This window comes from Flavimobilis sp. BM9 (assembly GCF_058313055.1).
On the sequence record NZ_JBZEMO010000005.1, the window covers coordinates 327,145 to 343,295 of the forward strand.

At 70.4% G+C, this 16,151-nt stretch carries 13 protein-coding genes and 1 pseudogene; 9 read left to right on the top strand and 5 right to left on the bottom strand.

The window, feature by feature from the left end:
• The first annotated feature begins 37 nt into the window (after nucleotides 1–37).
• Nucleotides 38–2,302: an alpha-xylosidase gene (gene yicI / locus AC4F3Q_RS11070; RefSeq protein WP_491040007.1), complete on the top strand. Its 2,265-nt coding sequence runs from the start codon at nucleotides 38–40 to the stop codon at nucleotides 2,300–2,302.
• A gap of 201 nt (nucleotides 2,303–2,503) precedes the next feature.
• Nucleotides 2,504–3,949: a GH1 family beta-glucosidase gene (locus AC4F3Q_RS11075; RefSeq protein ID WP_491040008.1), complete on the top strand. Its 1,446-nt coding sequence runs from the start codon at nucleotides 2,504–2,506 to the stop codon at nucleotides 3,947–3,949.
• Nucleotides 3,950–4,018: 69 nt separating this feature from the next.
• Here AC4F3Q_RS11075 and AC4F3Q_RS11080 read toward each other — a convergent pair whose 3' ends face one another.
• On the bottom strand, nucleotides 4,019–5,032 hold the full coding sequence (locus AC4F3Q_RS11080) for an acetylxylan esterase (protein ID WP_491040009.1): 1,014 nt from the start codon (nucleotides 5,030–5,032) through the stop codon (nucleotides 4,019–4,021).
• 506 nt (nucleotides 5,033–5,538) lie between these two features.
• Here AC4F3Q_RS11080 and nrdH point away from each other — a divergent pair.
• From nrdH to nrdF, 4 genes are all read left to right on the top strand, one after another.
• Nucleotides 5,539–5,784, top strand: coding sequence for a glutaredoxin-like protein NrdH (gene nrdH / locus AC4F3Q_RS11085; RefSeq protein WP_168447876.1), 246 nt, complete (start codon nucleotides 5,539–5,541; stop codon nucleotides 5,782–5,784).
• A 128-nt stretch (nucleotides 5,785–5,912) separates the two neighbouring features.
• Nucleotides 5,913–6,329, top strand: a complete 417-nt coding sequence (gene nrdI, locus AC4F3Q_RS11090; protein WP_491040010.1) for a class Ib ribonucleoside-diphosphate reductase assembly flavoprotein NrdI — start codon at nucleotides 5,913–5,915, stop codon at nucleotides 6,327–6,329.
• The gene (nrdE, locus tag AC4F3Q_RS11095) at nucleotides 6,326–8,461 is read left to right on the top strand and encodes a class 1b ribonucleoside-diphosphate reductase subunit alpha (protein ID WP_491040011.1); all 2,136 of its coding nucleotides are present in this window, start codon (nucleotides 6,326–6,328) and stop codon (nucleotides 8,459–8,461) included. The genes nrdI and nrdE overlap by 4 nt, the downstream gene beginning before the upstream one ends.
• Nucleotides 8,462–8,507: 46 nt before the next feature.
• A complete protein-coding gene (nrdF, locus tag AC4F3Q_RS11100; RefSeq protein WP_168447879.1) occupies nucleotides 8,508–9,488 on the top strand; it encodes a class 1b ribonucleoside-diphosphate reductase subunit beta in 981 nt (326 codons plus the stop codon).
• Nucleotides 9,489–9,591: 103 nt separating this feature from the next.
• Here nrdF and AC4F3Q_RS11105 read toward each other — a convergent pair.
• Both AC4F3Q_RS11105 and AC4F3Q_RS11110 read right to left on the bottom strand, forming a co-directional pair.
• Nucleotides 9,592–10,107, bottom strand: a pseudogene (locus tag AC4F3Q_RS11105) (phosphoribosyltransferase); the annotation flags it as partial.
• A gap of 140 nt (nucleotides 10,108–10,247) precedes the next feature.
• Nucleotides 10,248–11,204 carry an FKBP-type peptidyl-prolyl cis-trans isomerase gene (locus AC4F3Q_RS11110; RefSeq protein WP_491040012.1) on the bottom strand — a complete coding sequence of 319 codons (957 nt, stop codon included), beginning with the start codon at nucleotides 11,202–11,204 and terminating at the stop codon, nucleotides 10,248–10,250.
• 140 nt (nucleotides 11,205–11,344) lie between these two features.
• Here AC4F3Q_RS11110 and AC4F3Q_RS11115 point away from each other — a divergent pair, with 140 nt between their 5' ends.
• The 3 genes from AC4F3Q_RS11115 (at nucleotide 11,345) to AC4F3Q_RS11125 (ending at nucleotide 13,304) form a co-directional block, all read left to right on the top strand.
• The gene (locus tag AC4F3Q_RS11115; RefSeq protein WP_168447882.1) at nucleotides 11,345–11,632 is read left to right on the top strand and encodes an Rv1322 family protein; all 288 of its coding nucleotides are present in this window, start codon (nucleotides 11,345–11,347) and stop codon (nucleotides 11,630–11,632) included.
• Between the two features lie 10 nt (nucleotides 11,633–11,642).
• Nucleotides 11,643–12,413, top strand: coding sequence for an alpha/beta hydrolase (locus AC4F3Q_RS11120; protein ID WP_491040013.1), 771 nt, complete (start codon nucleotides 11,643–11,645; stop codon nucleotides 12,411–12,413).
• 75 nt (nucleotides 12,414–12,488) lie between these two features.
• Nucleotides 12,489–13,304, top strand: coding sequence for an alpha/beta fold hydrolase (locus AC4F3Q_RS11125; RefSeq protein WP_491040014.1), 816 nt, complete (start codon nucleotides 12,489–12,491; stop codon nucleotides 13,302–13,304).
• Between the two features lie 9 nt (nucleotides 13,305–13,313).
• On the opposite strand, the gene AC4F3Q_RS11130 is transcribed toward AC4F3Q_RS11125, so the two are convergent.
• Nucleotides 13,314–13,733, bottom strand: coding sequence for a hypothetical protein (locus AC4F3Q_RS11130; protein ID WP_491040015.1), 420 nt, complete (start codon nucleotides 13,731–13,733; stop codon nucleotides 13,314–13,316).
• The gene (locus AC4F3Q_RS11135) at nucleotides 13,730–15,928 is read right to left on the bottom strand and encodes a coiled-coil domain-containing protein (RefSeq protein WP_491040016.1); all 2,199 of its coding nucleotides are present in this window, start codon (nucleotides 15,926–15,928) and stop codon (nucleotides 13,730–13,732) included. The genes AC4F3Q_RS11130 and AC4F3Q_RS11135 overlap by 4 nt, the downstream gene beginning before the upstream one ends.
• Nucleotides 15,929–16,151 lie beyond the last annotated feature (223 nt).

Consider the following 16,151-nt stretch of genomic DNA (forward strand, 5'->3'; position numbering starts at 1 on the left):
GGCCCCGCGCCCGACACGAACACCCGCAAGGAGTGCCATGAAGTTCACCGACGGCTACTGGTGCGTCCGCGAGGGCATGCACCCCCAGTTCGCTGCCCAGGCCTACGACGTCTGGCCGGGGGAGCGGACCCTCACCGTCCACGCCCCGACCAAGCGCATCGAAGGGCGCGGCGACGCGCTCAACCGCACCCTCCTGACGCTCGACTACTCGGCGCCGATCGCCGACGTCGTCCGGGTGCGCATCACGCACCACGCGGGCGCACGCGACGACGGCCCGCACTTCCAGGTCGCCGACGACGAGGGCTTCGCGCCGACGGTCGAGGTCGCCGACGAGGCAGGCCTCCTCACGTCGGGCGCGCTGAGCGTCCGGGTGCACCGCGGCGACTCGTGGCGGGTCGACTTCGAGGCGGACGGTCGCGTCCTGACGAGCTCGCTGCCGAAGTCCGTCGGCGTCGTGACCGACGACGACGGCCGCACGTACGTGCACGAGCAGCTCTCGCTGTCCGTGGGGGAGCACGTCTACGGTCTCGGCGAGCGCTTCGGACCGGTCGTCAAGAACGGCCAGACGGTCGACGTCTGGCAGGCCGACGGCGGCACGTCGTCCGAGCAGGCGTACAAGAACGTGCCGTTCTACCTGACGGACCGCGGCTACGGCGTGTTCGTCAACCAGCCCGAGCTCGTCTCGTTCGAGGTCGGTTCCGAGGTCGTGTCCCGGACGCAGTTCAGCGTCGAGTCGCAGTCCCTCGAGTACTTCGTCATCTACGGCGCGACGCCCAAGGCGATCCTCGAGCGCTACACGACGCTCACGGGACGGCCGGCGCGCGTGCCGGACTGGTCGTACGGGCTGTGGCTCTCGACGTCGTTCACGACCGACTACGACGAGGCGACCGTCACGAGCTTCATCGACGGCATGGCTGAGCGGGACCTGCCGCTGAGCGTGTTCCACTTCGACTGCCACTGGATGCGCGAGTTCAACTGGTGCGACTTCGAGTGGGACCCGCGGACGTTCCCCGAGCCTGAGGCGATGCTCGCGCGGCTCAAGGCGAAGGGGCTGCGGATCTGCGCGTGGATCAACCCGTACATCGCGCAGCGCTCGCCGCTGTTCGCGGAGGCGGCGGAGCAGGGCTTCCTCGTCAAGCGCGCGGACGGTTCCGTGTGGCAGTGGGACCTGTGGCAGGCGGGCATGGCGCTCGTCGACTTCACCAACCCGGACGCGACCGCCTGGTACACGAGCAAGCTCGCTCGTCTTCTCGACCAGGGCGTCGACGCGTTCAAGACGGACTTCGGCGAGCGGATCCCGACGGACGTCGTCTGGCACGACGGCTCCGATCCGGCGCGCATGCACAACTACTACACGCAGGCCTACAACAAGGCCGTCTTCGACCTGCTCGAGCGCAAGCGCGGCGCGGGCGAGGCGGTGCTGTTCGCACGGTCCGCGACGGCCGGCGGCCAGCAGTTCCCCGTGCACTGGGGCGGCGACTGCTTCTCGACGTTCGAGGCGATGGGCGAGTCCCTGCGAGGCGGGCTGTCGCTCGCGTTCTCGGGCTTCGGCTACTGGAGCCACGACATCGGCGGCTTCGAGGGCACGCCTGACCCGGCGGTGTTCAAGCGCTGGCTCGCGTTCGGCCTGCTCTCCTCGCACTCGCGGCTGCACGGCTCGTCGTCGTACCGCGTGCCGTGGGCGTTCGACGACGAGGCGGTCGACGTCACGCGTCTGTTCACGCGGCTCAAGCTGTCGCTCATGCCGTACCTCGCGGGCGCGGCCCGCGACGCGTACGAGGCGGGCACGCCGATGGCGCGGCCGATGCTGCTCGAGTTCCCCGAGGACCCGAGCGCGGCGACGATCGAGACGCAGTACATGCTCGGCGGGTCGCTCCTCGTGGCGCCCGTGTTCACGGCGGACGGCACCGTGACGTACTACGTGCCCGAGGGGACGTGGACGCACCTGCTCGACGGCCACCAGGTCACGGGGCCGCGCTGGGTGACGGAGCAGTACGGCTTCGACTCGTTGCCGCTGCTCGTGCGTCCGGGCACGGTGCTTCCCGTCGGGGCGGGGACCCGGTCGCCCGAGTACGACTGGGCCGACGGCGTCACGCTGCGGCTCTTCGAGCTGCCGGACGGGTTCTCTGCGACGATCGTCGTGCCCGCGGCTCAGGCCGTCGGCGGTCCGGACACGCTGTTCGACGTCGTGCGCGAGGGCTCGCAGGTGCGCGTCACGTCCGCGTCGACGAAGCCGTGGCGCGTACAGGTCGGTGACCGTGCGGTCGACGGCGGTCCGTCCGGTGCCGTGATCGACCTGTAGTCCCCGCCTGTCCGCCGTCCGTGCCGTCGCGGCCCCGCAAGGGCCGCGGCGGCCGGTCTCGGCGGACGCGGCAGGCCTCTCGAGCGAGGTTCTCACCCCCCTTTCTCGAATCGATTCGAGATCCCTCTTGAATCGTCCCGTGGGGTGTGAGAGCGTTCCCACGGACACATCTCCCGCACTCCCGTCTAGAAAGCAGAGACGATGGCCGACGCCACCACCGCCCGCACGTTCCCCGAGGACTTCGTCTGGGGCGCCGCGACCGCCTCCTACCAGATCGAGGGAGCCGCCGACGAAGGCGGCCGCACCCCGTCGATCTGGGACACGTTCTCCCACACCCCCGGCAAGGTCCTCGGCGGTGAGACCGGCGACGTCGCCGACGACCACTACCACCGCTGGACCGAGGACCTCGAGCACATCAAGAAGCTCGGCCTCGACGCCTACCGGTTCTCGATCTCCTGGTCGCGCGTCCAGCCGCACGGCTCCGGACCGCTCAACCCCGAGGGCGTCGCGTTCTACGCGAACCTCGTCGACGCGCTCCTCGAGGCCGGTATCAAGCCCGTCGCGACGCTCTACCACTGGGACCTCCCGCAGGAGCTCGAGGACGCCGGCGGCTGGCCCGCGCGTGGGACCGCCGAGCGCTTCGCCGAGTACGCACGGCTCATCGCCGAGGCGCTCGGCGACCGCGTGCACACATGGACCACGCTCAACGAGCCGTGGTGCTCCGCCTTCCTGGGGTACGGCTCGGGCGCCCACGCCCCGGGGCGCAAGGAAGGTCCGGCCGCGCTCGCCGCCGCGCACCACCTCAACCTCGCCCACGGCCTCGCCGCCCGCGAGATCCGCGCCGCGCTCGGCGCCGACACCCGCGTCTCGATCACCCTCAACCTCCACGTCGTGCGCCCGCACGACCCGGAGTCGGCCGCGGACCGCGAGGCCGCGCGCCGGATCGACGCCGTCGGCAACGGCGTCTTCCTCGGTCCGCTCCTCGAGGGTGCCTACCCGGCCGACCTGCTCGCCGACACGGCCGACCTCACGGACTGGTCCTTCGTGCAGGACGGCGACCTCGAGCTCATCAAGGTGCCGCTGACCAACCTCGGCGTGAACTACTACGACACGAACATCGTCAAGGCGTTCGACGGCGAGGGCACGCCTGAGATGGCCGACGGCCACAAGGTGACCGACGCGACGCCGTGGACGGGCTGCGAGGACGTCGAGTTCCCCGCCAAGCCCGGCCCGCACACGGCCATGGGCTGGGGGATCGACCCGACCGGCATGACCGAGCTGCTCGCCGGCCTCACCCGCCGGTTCCCCGGCCTCCCGCTCGTCATCACCGAGAACGGGGCGGCCTTCCCCGACACGGTGTCGCAGGACGGCCGGGTGCACGACGACATGCGCGTCGCCTACCTCCACGACCACATCGACGCCGTCGGCCAGGCGATCGACGCGGGCGCCGACGTGCGCGGCTACTTCGCGTGGTCGCTGCTCGACAACTTCGAGTGGGCCTGGGGCTACGACCGCCGGTTCGGCATCATCCGCGTCGACTACGAAACGCTCGAGCGCATCTGGAAGGACTCGGCGTTCTGGTACCGCTCGCTCGTGACCTCAGGGCAGCTCCCGCCCGTCGAGCCGATCGACTACGCCGGACGCTGAGCCTCACGCGAGAGGGCTGCACCCCGACGGGGTGCAGCCCTCTCGCGCGTCACGCGGCCGTGACGCCCGTCACGGCGCCGTCCTGCCCGCGTCCCGTGCGGCGAGCGCCGCGAGCCACTCGAGCTGACGCGCCTCCTGGAAGCCCCCGCCGCCCTCGTGCTCGTTGTGCGGGTACACCTCCATCGTGCGGTCGCTCGCGCCGCGCGAGCCCGGGCGGCCGTAGTGGTTGTACGCCGCGTACACCGTCGACGGTGGGCAGATCGGGTCCCGCAGCGCGACCGACGCGAGGAGCGGTGCCGTCGCGCGCCGTGCGTGGTTCACGCCGTCGATGTAGGAGAGCGTGCGGAACGTGGTCTCCTCGAGGTTCCGGTTGATCGACAGGAACTTCGTGATCTCACCGTACGGGTGGGAGTCGACGAGCCCGACGGCACGCCTGATGTGGCACAGGAACGGGACGTCGGCCATGACGGCCCAGAGGTCCGGCACGAGCCCGGCGACGGCGAGCGCCGTCCCGCCGCCCTGGCTGCCGCCCGTGACCGCGACACGGGTGGCGTCGACCTCGGGGAACGTGCGGACGGCGTCGACCGCGCGCACCGCGTCCGTGAACAGGCGTCGGTAGTAGTGGTCGTGCGGGTCCTCGACGCCCTGGGTCATGACGCCCGGGTGAGCGGGCCCGGAGCCGACCGGGTCGGGCGTGTGCCCGCCGTCGCCCCACGTGGAGCCCTGGCCGCGCGTGTCCATGAACAGGTAGGCGTAGCCGGCGGCCGCCCACAGCAGGTGCTGGTGCGGCAGGCCGCGGCCGCCGCCGTAGCCGTTGTAGTGGACAACGGTGGGCAGCGGCCCGCTGCGCTCGCGGGGGAGCGTGAGCCACGCCTTGACCGGCTGCCCGTCGAACCCGGGGAACGTCACGTCGTCGACGTCCACGGCCGTGAGCGGGGTGTCGACCGGTGTCCGGACGACGGGGGTGGCGTGGGCGCGCGCGGCCTCGATGGTCTCGCGCCAGAAGGCGTCGAAGTCGTCGGGCTCGGCCACCTCGGGCCGGTACGAGACGAGCTCGTCGGGTGACAGGTCGTAGAGCGGCATCGCTCTCCTCGTTCGTCGTGCGGGGGTGGTGGCTGTCTGCGTCGAGCGTCGTCGCCCGGCTCCACCGCAGACCACGATAGGGCCCTCGCGGCGTCTGCGACGACGGCGTGACGCGTGTTCGTCCACGGGTTGTGGACGAGCGTCGTCCACGGGTGTCAGAGGGTGCGGGCAGACTCAGGACAGAGGGTGGTCGCGGCTCGCGACCGCTGCTCGCGGGCCCCGCGTCGCGGGTGCAGCCGGCGCCGCCCGGATCGGCTCTGCCCGGGGCCGCCGGGGTGGTCCACAGGGTATGCACACCGTTGTCCACGGGCCGCGAGTGGTGGGATGACATGCGTGTCATTCACAACACCTAGGGGTGGTGGCTTTGCTCGACCCCTAGGTGTAGTGTTGACGCAGTCCGGTCGTCGCGAGGCCCACAAGCCTGCAGGAGCACGACCGACCTGAATCACACGAACGTCATCACACCGCTGGTATGCGGGCCAATCCGACCCGAGGGGACACGTGACATGAGCATCACCGTCTACAGCAAGCCGGCATGCGTGCAGTGCGACGCCACCTACCGTGCGCTCGACAAGCGCGGACTGGACTACACGGTCGTCGACATCAGCCAGGACGCCGAGGCGCTCGACATGGTCCGCTCGCTCGGCTATATGCAGGCCCCCGTCGTCGTCGCCGACGACACTCACTGGTCGGGCTTCCGCCCGGACCAGATCGCGGCCCTCGCCGCCCAGAAGGCCACCGCCGTCGCCTGACCCGCCGGTGCGCCCGGCCCGCCGGCCGGGCGCGCGCGTCGCGGACGCCACCGACCGTCAGGCGCCACAGAGTCGTCGAGCCGGTCGGTCGGGACCCCCGCTGGCGCGACACCCAGGAGGGGAGCAGTGTGTCCTCGCTCGTCTACTTCTCCAGCGCGTCGGAGAACACCCACCGGTTCGTCGAGAAGCTCGGCCTCCCGGCGCAGCGCATCCCGCTGTACCCCCGGCAGAACCCGCCCCACGTCGACGAGCCGTACGTCCTGATGGTCCCGACGTACGGCGGCGGGAAGGACTCCGGCGCCGTCCCCAAGCAGGTCGTGAAGTTCCTCAACGACCCGCACAACCGGAAGCTCCTGCGCGGCGTGATCGCTGCGGGGAACACCAACTTCGGCGAGGCCTACTGCATCGCCGGTCCCATCATCTCCGCCAAGTGCGACGTCCCGTACCTCTACGGGTTCGAGCTCTTGGGCACCACTGAGGACGTCACGCGCGTCCGCGAAGGATTGAGGCAGTTTTGGCTACGACAGTCACGGATCTCGGCATGACCGTCCCGGCGGCCCACGACGACGAGCTCGACTTCCACGCGCTCAACGCGATGCTCAACCTGTACGGCCCGAACGGAGAGATCCAGTTCGACAAGGACCGTGAGGCGGCGCGCGCGTACTTCCTGCAGCACGTCAACCAGAACACGGTCTTCTTCCACAACCTGCGCGAGCGCCTCGACTACCTCGTCGAGCACGAGTACTACGAGAAGGCGGTGCTCGACCAGTACTCGTTCGAGTTCATCTCCGCGCTCAACGACCGCGCGTACGCCAAGAAGTACCGCTTCGAGACGTTCCTCGGCGCGTTCAAGTACTACACGTCCTACACGCTCAAGACGTTCGACGGGAAGCGCTACCTCGAGCGCTTCGAGGACCGGGTCGTCATGACCTCGCTCATGCTCGCGCAGGGCGACGAGACCCTCGCCGAGAGCCTCGTCGACGAGATCCTCGCGGGTCGCTTCCAGCCCGCGACCCCCACGTTCCTCAACGCGGGCAAGGCACAGCGCGGCGAGCTCGTCAGCTGCTTCCTGCTGCGCATCGAGGACAACATGGAGTCGATCGCGCGTGCGATCAACTCCTCGCTCCAGCTCTCCAAGCGAGGCGGCGGCGTCGCCCTGCTGCTGTCGAACATCCGCGAGGCCGGCGCGCCGATCAAGCAGATCCAGAACCAGTCCTCGGGCATCATCCCCGTGATGAAGCTCCTCGAGGACTCCTTCTCCTACGCCAACCAGCTCGGCGCGCGCCAAGGTGCCGGCGCGGTGTACCTCTCGGCGCACCACCCGGACATCATGAAGTTCCTCGACACCAAGCGTGAGAACGCCGACGAGAAGATCCGCATCAAGACCCTCTCGCTCGGTGTCGTCGTCCCCGACATCACGTTCGAGCTCGCGCGCAAGAACGAGGCCATGTACCTCTTCTCGCCGTACGACGTCGAGCGCGTCTACGGTGTGCCGTTCGCGGACATCTCCATCACGGAGAAGTACCACGAGATGGTCGAGGACTCGCGGATCCGCAAGACGAAGATCAACGCTCGCGAGTTCTTCCAGACGATCGCCGAGATCCAGTTCGAGTCGGGCTACCCGTACATCGTGTTCGAGGACACCGTGAACCGGGCCAACCCGATCAAGGGCCGGATCAACATGTCGAACCTGTGCTCGGAGATCCTCCAGGTCAACACGCCGACGACGTACAACGAGGACTTGTCGTACGACGTGATCGGCAAGGACATCTCCTGCAACCTCGGCTCGCTCAACATCGCCAGGGTCATGGACTCCCCGGACTTCGGTCACACGATCGAGACGGCGATCCGCGGTCTGACGTCCGTCTCGGACCAGAGCCACATCAGCTCGGTCCGCTCGGTCGAGGACGGCAACGACAAGTCGCACGCGATCGGCCTCGGACAGATGAACCTGCACGGGTACCTCGCCCGCGAGCGGGTCTTCTACGGCTCCGAGGAAGGCATCGACTTCACGAACATCTACTTCATGACCGTGCTGTTCCACGCGCTGCGCGCGTCGAACAGGATCGCGATCGAGCGCGGCACGACGTTCGAGGGCTTCGCCGACTCGAAGTACGCGACGGGCGAGTTCTTCGACAAGTACACCGAGCAGGAGTGGGTGCCCGTCACCGAGCGCGGCCGCGAGCTGTTCGAGAAGGCCGGCGTGACGATCCCGACGCAGGACGACTGGCGCGAGCTCAAGGCGTCCGTCATGGCGCACGGCATCTACAACCAGAACCTGCAGGCCGTCCCGCCGACCGGCTCGATCTCCTACATCAACAACGCGACCTCCTCGATCCACCCGATCGCGTCGAAGATCGAGATCCGCAAGGAGGGGAAGATCGGGCGTGTCTACTACCCGGCCCCCTACATGACGAACGAGAACCTGGAGTACTACCAGGACTCCTACGAGATCGGCTACGAGAAGATCATCGACACGTACGCCGCGGCGACGCAGCACGTGGACCAGGGCCTGTCCCTGACGCTCTTCTTCAAGGACACCGCCACCACGCGCGACATCAACAAGGCGCAGATCTACGCGTGGCGCAAGGGCATCAAGACCATCTACTACATCCGCCTGCGCCAGCTGGCGCTCGAGGGGACCGAGGTCGAGGGCTGCGTCTCCTGCATGCTCTGACCCGACCGCCAGCCCAGCACACACTGCCCGAACGAACGAGGAACGCATGTCACCCAGCCCGAAGATCAAGCTGATCGACCGAGTCACGGCGATCAACTGGAACCGCATCGAGGACGACAAGGACCTCGAGGTCTGGGACCGACTTGTCGGCAACTTCTGGCTGCCGGAGAAGGTCCCGCTGTCCAACGACATCCAGTCGTGGGCGACGCTCACCGAGGCCGAGAAGACCCTGACGACCCGTGTGTTCACGGGGCTCACGCTCCTCGACACGATCCAGGGCACCGTCGGCGCGGTCAGCCTCATCCCCGACGCGCTGACCCCTCACGAGGAGGCCGTCTACACGAACATCGCGTTCATGGAATCGGTCCACGCGAAGAGCTACTCCTCGATCTTCTCGACGCTCATCTCGACGCAGGAGATCGACGAGGCGTTCCGCTGGTCGGAGGAGAACCCCAACCTCCAGCGCAAGGCCGAGATCGTCCTCGAGTACTACCGGGGAGACTCGCCGCTCAAGCGCAAGGTCGCCTCGACGATGCTCGAGTCGTTCCTGTTCTACTCGGGCTTCTACCTCCCGATGTACTGGTCCAGCCGGGCCAAGCTCACCAACACGGCTGACCTCATCCGCCTGATCATCCGTGACGAGGCGGTGCACGGGTACTACATCGGCTACAAGTACCAGAAGGGCCTCGAGCAGCTCACGCAGGCTGAGCGCGACGAGATGAAGGCCTACACGTTCGAGCTCCTCTTCGAGCTCTACGAGAACGAGGTCCAGTACACGCAGGACCTGTACGACGGCGTCGGGCTCACCGAGGACGTCAAGAAGTTCCTGCGGTACAACGCCAACAAGGCCCTCATGAACCTCGGCTACGAGGGGCTGTTCCCCAAGGACGAGACGAACGTCAACCCGGCGATCCTCTCGGCCCTGTCTCCCAACGCCGACGAGAACCACGACTTCTTCAGCGGGTCCGGCTCGTCGTACGTCATCGGCAAGGCCGTCAACACGGAGGACGAGGACTGGGACTTCTGATCCCGGCAGCCTGACGACGAGAGCGCCGCACCCCGCGGGGGGCGGCGCGCGCGGCGTGTGTGCGGGCGGGCGCCGCCGCGGCCCCGCCGGGGCAGTCGCCCGGGCGGTCCGAGCCGATCGCGGGGCGGTCGGACCAGGGGAACGTGATCCACTTGTCCGTGTCCATCCAGGAGTAGTCCGGGCGGATGATCGACCGCGGCTTCGAGTACAGCACAGCCGAGCGCGCCTCGGCGCCCTGATGCGCGAGCATCTCCATCACGAGCTTGAGCGTGCGGCCCGAGTCCGCGACGTCGTCGACCACGAGCACGCGGTGGCCCGGCAGCTCGGACGTGTCCATGAGCGGGGGCAGGACGCGAGGGTCGGCGAGCGTCTGGCCGATGTCCGTGTAGAACTCGACGTTGAGCGTGCCCACGCCCTTCGTCCCGAGCGCGTACGCCACAGCGCCACCGGGAAGCAGGCCGCCGCGGGCGACAGCGACCACGACCTCGGGCTCGAAGCCCGAGTCGACGACCTGCTGCGCGAGCTCACGCGCGGCGACGCCGAACCTCTCCCAGGTCAGCACCTCCCGCTCGGGCTCGCTCGCGGGGACGGGGCTGTCGGCAGGAAGCTCGGTCGTCATCCGTCCACGATACGTCCCGCTCGAGAGTGATCGGTGCGGCAAAGGGCCCGGTGCGACGACCCTCACACGAGGTAAGCAGAACGGCCGGGGTGGACGAGCGCGACACCGCACCCGTCCACCCCGGCCGTGCCGGACGTCGATCAGCCCTCGGTGACGAGCTTCTCGATCGTGACCACGAACACGAGCGTGTCGGCCTGCAGCGCGTTGCCAGCGCTCAGCCCGTACCCGTAAGCGGGCGGGATCACGAGGAGCACCGTCGTGCCGACCTTGAGCCCGGCCAGTCCGTGCGTCCAACCCGCGACGACCCCGTCGAGGCCGAACTCGAGCGGCTCCGCGCCGCGGTCCCACGACGCGTCGAACTGCTCACCGTCAGAGCCCTTGACCCCCACGTAGTGGGCCGCGATCTTGTCCGTCGTCTTCAGGACCTCGCCGTCACCCTCGGTGAGCACCACGCGCGTGACACCCTCGCTCGTGACGCCACCCTCGGGGATCGTGATGGTGGGCTTCTTGCCCGCGGGGGCGTCCGCCGTCGGGAGCCCCTCGTCGCCGACCTTCTTGTCCGTCACGACCGGGACACCCGGGACGCTCGCGACGAGCTCGAGGACCTGGACCGCCGGCGCGCCGTCGTTGGGCGTCGCCAGGACCAGGCGCGTGCCGACGTTCAGGCCAGCGAGCCCGCCCTCCGACAGCTCGCCCTTGAGCGCCTGCATCATCGCGACGTTCTCGGTGACACCGAGCTCCGTGCTGTCGGCGACCGAGACGGCGCGGCCGAGGTAGGACACGATGTCGCCCTCAGCGATCGCGGGACCGTCGCCGTTGCACGCGACGACGATCTCCTCGGCGGTGACCTCGAGCTTGGGGTCGACCTTGAGGGTCGGCGCGGTGCCGAGCTCGCCGCCGATGGTCGTCGCCGCGATCAGCTTGGACGAGCTGTCGGTGACGGGCGTGCACGCGGTCGCCGCGGTCGTGACCGAGGAGCCCGACGTCGGCGCGGGCGTCGTCGGCGCGGAGGGCTCGCTGTCGTCGGAGCAGCCGGCGAGGACGAGCAGGCTCGCGACCGCGAGGATCGCGGTGCGGCGCTGAAGGGTGCGGGACAATGTGGTTCCTTAGGTGTCGGGCCTTCGGGGGCATCAGATCGTGGCCAACCCTACGCGGTCCGCCTGGGAGGGCGCTGCGCCCCGCGTGCCCGCGACCGACCGTCGACGGGTGTCGCGGCGCCGCGTGGCACCATGGAGACATGCCCTCCGCACGTCCGTCCCGCCGTCGTCCCTGGGGCGAGCCGCACCGTGAGCTCGACCTCGACCGGGCGACCGGCGGCCGGTCGTCGGCGACCCGGCGCGGCGAGTCGTGGACCGTGCAGAAGGTGCGCGGCAACGACAAGACGTACCGCTGCCCGGGGTGCCAGCAGGAGATCGCCGCAGGCACCCCCCACGTTGTCGCGTGGGCTGACGACTCGCTCTTCGGCGCCGAGGCCGCTCTCGCGGCCCGCCGGCACTGGCACACGGCCTGCTGGGACCGCGGCTAGGCTCGAGACGATGAACGAGCCGACCCACACCCAGATCCGTTCCACGACCGTCCTGCCGGCACGCCGCGAGGACATCGAGCTGCACACGGCCGACGGCCTCACGCTCGTCGGCGAGCTCGCGCTCCCCGCCGACCGCGACCCCGTCGCGACGCTCGTGACGCTGCACCCGCTGCCGACCCACGGCGGCTACATGGACTCGCACGTGCTGCGCAAGGCGTCCTGGCGACTGCCTGCGCTCGCCGACCTCGCGGTCCTGCGCTTCAACACGCGCGGCACGTCGTCGCCCCGTGGCACGAGCGAGGGCACGTTCGACGGCGGCGACGCCGAGCGCTTCGACGTCGCCGCGGCGATCGAGCTCGCGGAGTTCCGCGAGCTCCCGCACCCGTGGCTCGTCGGCTGGTCGTTCGGCACCGAGCTGGCGCTCTGCCATGGGACGGACCCGGCCATCGAGGGTGCGATCCTGCTGTCACCGCCGTTGCGCCGGGCGGGCGACGAGGACCTCGCGCGCTGGGCCGAGTTCGGGCGACCGCTCGTCGCGCTCGTGCCCGAGCACGACGACTACCTGCGCCCTGACGAGGCACGTGAGCGCTTCGCCGCAGTGCCGCAGGCGGAGGTCATCGGCGTCGACGGTGCCAAGCACCTGTGGGTGGGAGAGGCGTCCGTGCGTCGCGTCCTCGACGAGATCGTCGCCCACGTCCTGCCCGGCCACCCGCCCCTGCCGACCGTGTGGGACGGCAGCGCGGTCGAGTCCGCAGACCTGGACCAGCCTGACGAACGCTGACGGGCGTCGTCCTCTGGCGCGGTGAGGCGCTGGCGAGCATCATCGGAGGCAGGCACCTACCTGGGAGGACACCTCATGATCACCGGTGACGGACTTCTCGCGCACCACCGCCTTCGTTCCGGCGCGGGCGTGCCGCTCGTGCTCCTGCACGGGTTCCCGCTCGACTCGCGGATGTGGCTCGACGTCGTCGACCTGCTGCCGGGGGAGCCCGACGTGATCGCGCTCGACCTCCCTGGGATGGGCGAGTCCCCGACCGGGTCCGACGTCGCGACGACGCTCGGCGTGCCCGACGAGCCGTCGATCGACGTGTCCGGCGACGCCGTCGCCGCGACCCTCCGCGCACTCGGCGTCGACCGGGCCGTCGTCGCGGGGCTCTCGATGGGCGGGTACGTCGTCATGAGCCTCCTCGCGCGGCACCCGGAGCTCGTCGCAGGTGCGGCGCTCCTCGACACGAAGGCGGGGGAGGACCCGCAGGCTGCTCGGGACAACCGGCTGCGCATCGCCGACGAGCTCGAGTCGCAGCACAACGTCGAGCCTGTCCTGTCCATGCGACGCTCGCTCCTCGGTCAGACGAGCCGCGAGCAGCGCGAGGACCTCGTCGAGCGGCTCGAGGCGTGGATCCGTGACCAGGGGCCCGCGGGCGTGGCCTGGTGCCAGCGGGCGATGGCGCCGCGGCCCGACCGTCTCGACGCGATCGCCGCGTTCGACGGCCCGCTGCTCGTGGTCGTCGGTGAGGAGGACGAGCTGTCGCCCCTCGACGAGGCGCAAAAGATGGTCGACGCCGCGAAGGACGCCGAGCTCGTCGTGGTCCCGCGTGCGGGGCACATGACGACGATCGAGGCGCCCGAACCGGTCGCCTCCTCGCTCGCCGCGCTGATGCGCCGGGTCTGAGCGGGGCCGCTACTCGGGCGCGACGCGGGCGAGCGCGTCGCGCAGCGCGATCGACTCGCCGTCGCGCCCGCCCGCGCCCAGGACGAGGGGCGGGTCGCTCGGCGTGAGCGTCGCGCCGCGCAGTCGCGACATGAGGCCGCCTTCGACGACGAGGACGTAGAACTCGCCGTCGTCGCCGACGGCGGCCGTCCGGTTGGTGCGCACGTACCAGCCGCGCTTGTCGGTCCGGAACGGGCCGCGCCCGCTGTAGTCGCGCGCGACGAGCTGCTCGGTCGGTACCCCGGCGGCCTGCGCACGCTCGACGAACGCTGCGACGAGCGCACGGGCGCGCACGGTCTCCTGGGCCTTCGCCTGAGCGAGACGCTCGCCGTGGGCGAGCGCCTGCTCGCGGCGCTGCTCGGCCCAGGCCTTGTCCCCGTCCGTCGTCACTTGGACGCCGAGCCCTCCTCGGCGGCGCCTGCGGCCTTGTCGCCAGGCTCGTCCTCGTCGGCGGCCTCGTCGACGTCGGTCGACTCCGCCGCGACGGCGTCGGCGTCCTCGATCGTGTCAGCCGGAGACGGCGCCGAGGGAGAGGGCGCCGAGGGAGCAGAGCCCGCAGAGGGGCCAGACTCGGCAGACGCCACCGAGTCGGCGGAGGCGCTCGAGCCGGCGGACTCGGTCGACGCTGCTGACTCAGCGGGGCCCTCGGTGTCGACGATCTCCTCGGGGGACTCGGTCACGGTCGCCTCGATCTCGTCGAGCTCGACAGCCTGCTGAGCGCGGAACGACTCCTCGGCGGCCGACGCCTTCTCCAGGGTGCGGCGCGACGGGATCGGGTCGCCGCCGAGCAGGGACCGGAGCTCGTCGAGGTACGTCGTGATCGCTTCGCGCTGACGGTTGAGGTCGTCGACCTGACGCTGGGCGGCGCTGCGCTCGCGGTCGGCCTCGAGCACGGCGTCCGACAGGGTCTTCTCCGCGTGCTCGCGTGCCTGGGACACGACCGCATCGGCGTTCTTGCGAGCGTTCGAGAGGAGCTGCTTGGCGTGCTCGTCCGTCTCGCGGCGCACCTTCTCGGCCTGCTCGACTGCGCGCACGACCCGCTGCTCGGCGTCGGCAGCGTGGGCTTCGGCCTCGTTGACCATCCGCTCGGTCTCGGCGCGCGCGGCCGCCTGACGGTCGGCTTCCTCGCGCTCGGCGGTCTCGCGACGCTGCGCGATCTCGATCTCGGTGTCGGCGAGAGCGGTGCGCGCCCGCTCGAGCTGTGCTGCGGACTCGGTGCGTGCCTGGGCGATGATGTCGGCGGCCTCGCGCGTCGCGTCAGTACGCGCCCGCTCGACCTCGATGTCGGTCGTCGCGCGGAGCTCGTCCGTCTCCCGCTTCGTCTTCTCGCGCAGGGCGGCCGCTGCCGCCTCGGTGGTCTCGCGCAGCTCGGTCGTCTCGCGGACCGTGGTCTCGCGCAGGGTCGTGCTCTCGAGGCGGGCGGACTCGCGCAGCTCTGTCGCGTCGCGCTCGGCAGCGGCACGGACCGACGACGCGTACTGCTCGGCCTCCGTGCGCAGTGCTGCTGTCTCGGTCGCAGCCGTCGCGCGCAGCTCGTCGACCTCCGACTGTGCGGCCGTACGCAGCTCGTGGACCTCACGCTCGGCAGTCGTCCGCGTGAGCGCGGCGTACTGGTCGGCCTCGGTGCGCAGCGCGTGCGTCTCCTTCTCGACGCGCTGGCGCAGCTCGGTCGTCTCCCGGTCAGCGGACTCGCGCAGCGAGTCGGAGTACTCCTTCGCGCGGGCGCGCAGCTCCGTGACCTCGGCGTCCGTCGTCGCACGCAGCTCCGCGGCCTCCTTCGCGGTGCGCTGGCGCAGCTCGGTCGTGTCCGTGTCGGCTGCGGCACGCAGCTCCGCGACCTCCTTCTCGGTGCGCTGGCGCAGCATCGTCGTCTCGAGGTGCGCCGTCTGGCGGACGTCCTCGACGTACCGGTCGGTCTGCTCGCGCAGCTCTGTCGTCTCGGCCTCGGTCTTCGCCTGCAGGGCGGCGGCGTCGCGCTCGGTCGTGATGCGCAGCTCGGTCGTCTCGCGCTCGGTCGTCGCGCGCAGCGTCGCGATCTCACGTTCGGCGGTGGCGCGACGCTCGGCGACCTCGGTCTGCGAGACGCCCTGGATCCGGGCGGCCTCGCGTTCGGCCGAGCCGACCATCTCCTCGGCGCGCCGCTGGGCGCTCGTGATCGTGCTCTCCGCCTCGGTCTGGGCGGCCGCGCGCATCTCGTCCGCCTCACGACGCGCGGTCGCGAGCAGCTCGGCGACCTCGTTCTCGGCACGGCCGCGGATCTGCCCCGCGGCGAGCTTGGCCCGGGCGAGGGCGTCGGAGGCCTGCGCGTTGGCCTGAGCGAGGACGTCCGACGACTGCTCCTCCGCGGATCGCATGAGCTGCTCGATCCGGGTGCCGAGACCTGAGTACGTGGGCCGCTCGGCCTCGCGGAGCTGACGCTGCGCCTCGGAGAGCTCGCCGCTGATCTGGAGGGTGCGCTCGTCGAGCTGCGCGACCTGGGCGCGGGCACCCTCGAGCTGCTTCTGGAGGCGCGAGACCTCACCGTCGACCTGGGCACGGTCGTAGCCACGCATGACGACGGGGAACAGGGGACGATCTTCAGTCACGAGAGAACCTCGGCAGTCCTGGGGGCGGTCGGAACCGTCCCCGTGAGCGACGCACCACGTCAGCGGTGGGTGCACAGGCGGCGTGCACCGACCCAGCCTATCGGGTGAGGGCGCGCGCGGTCTTGCGCGGCCAGCTGGTGCGACGGTCCTGGGCGGTGCCCGACTCGTGCAGATTCGGTGCGTGCCCGGGCGGCGGGCGTCCGCCTTTGGCCGCGCGGCCACC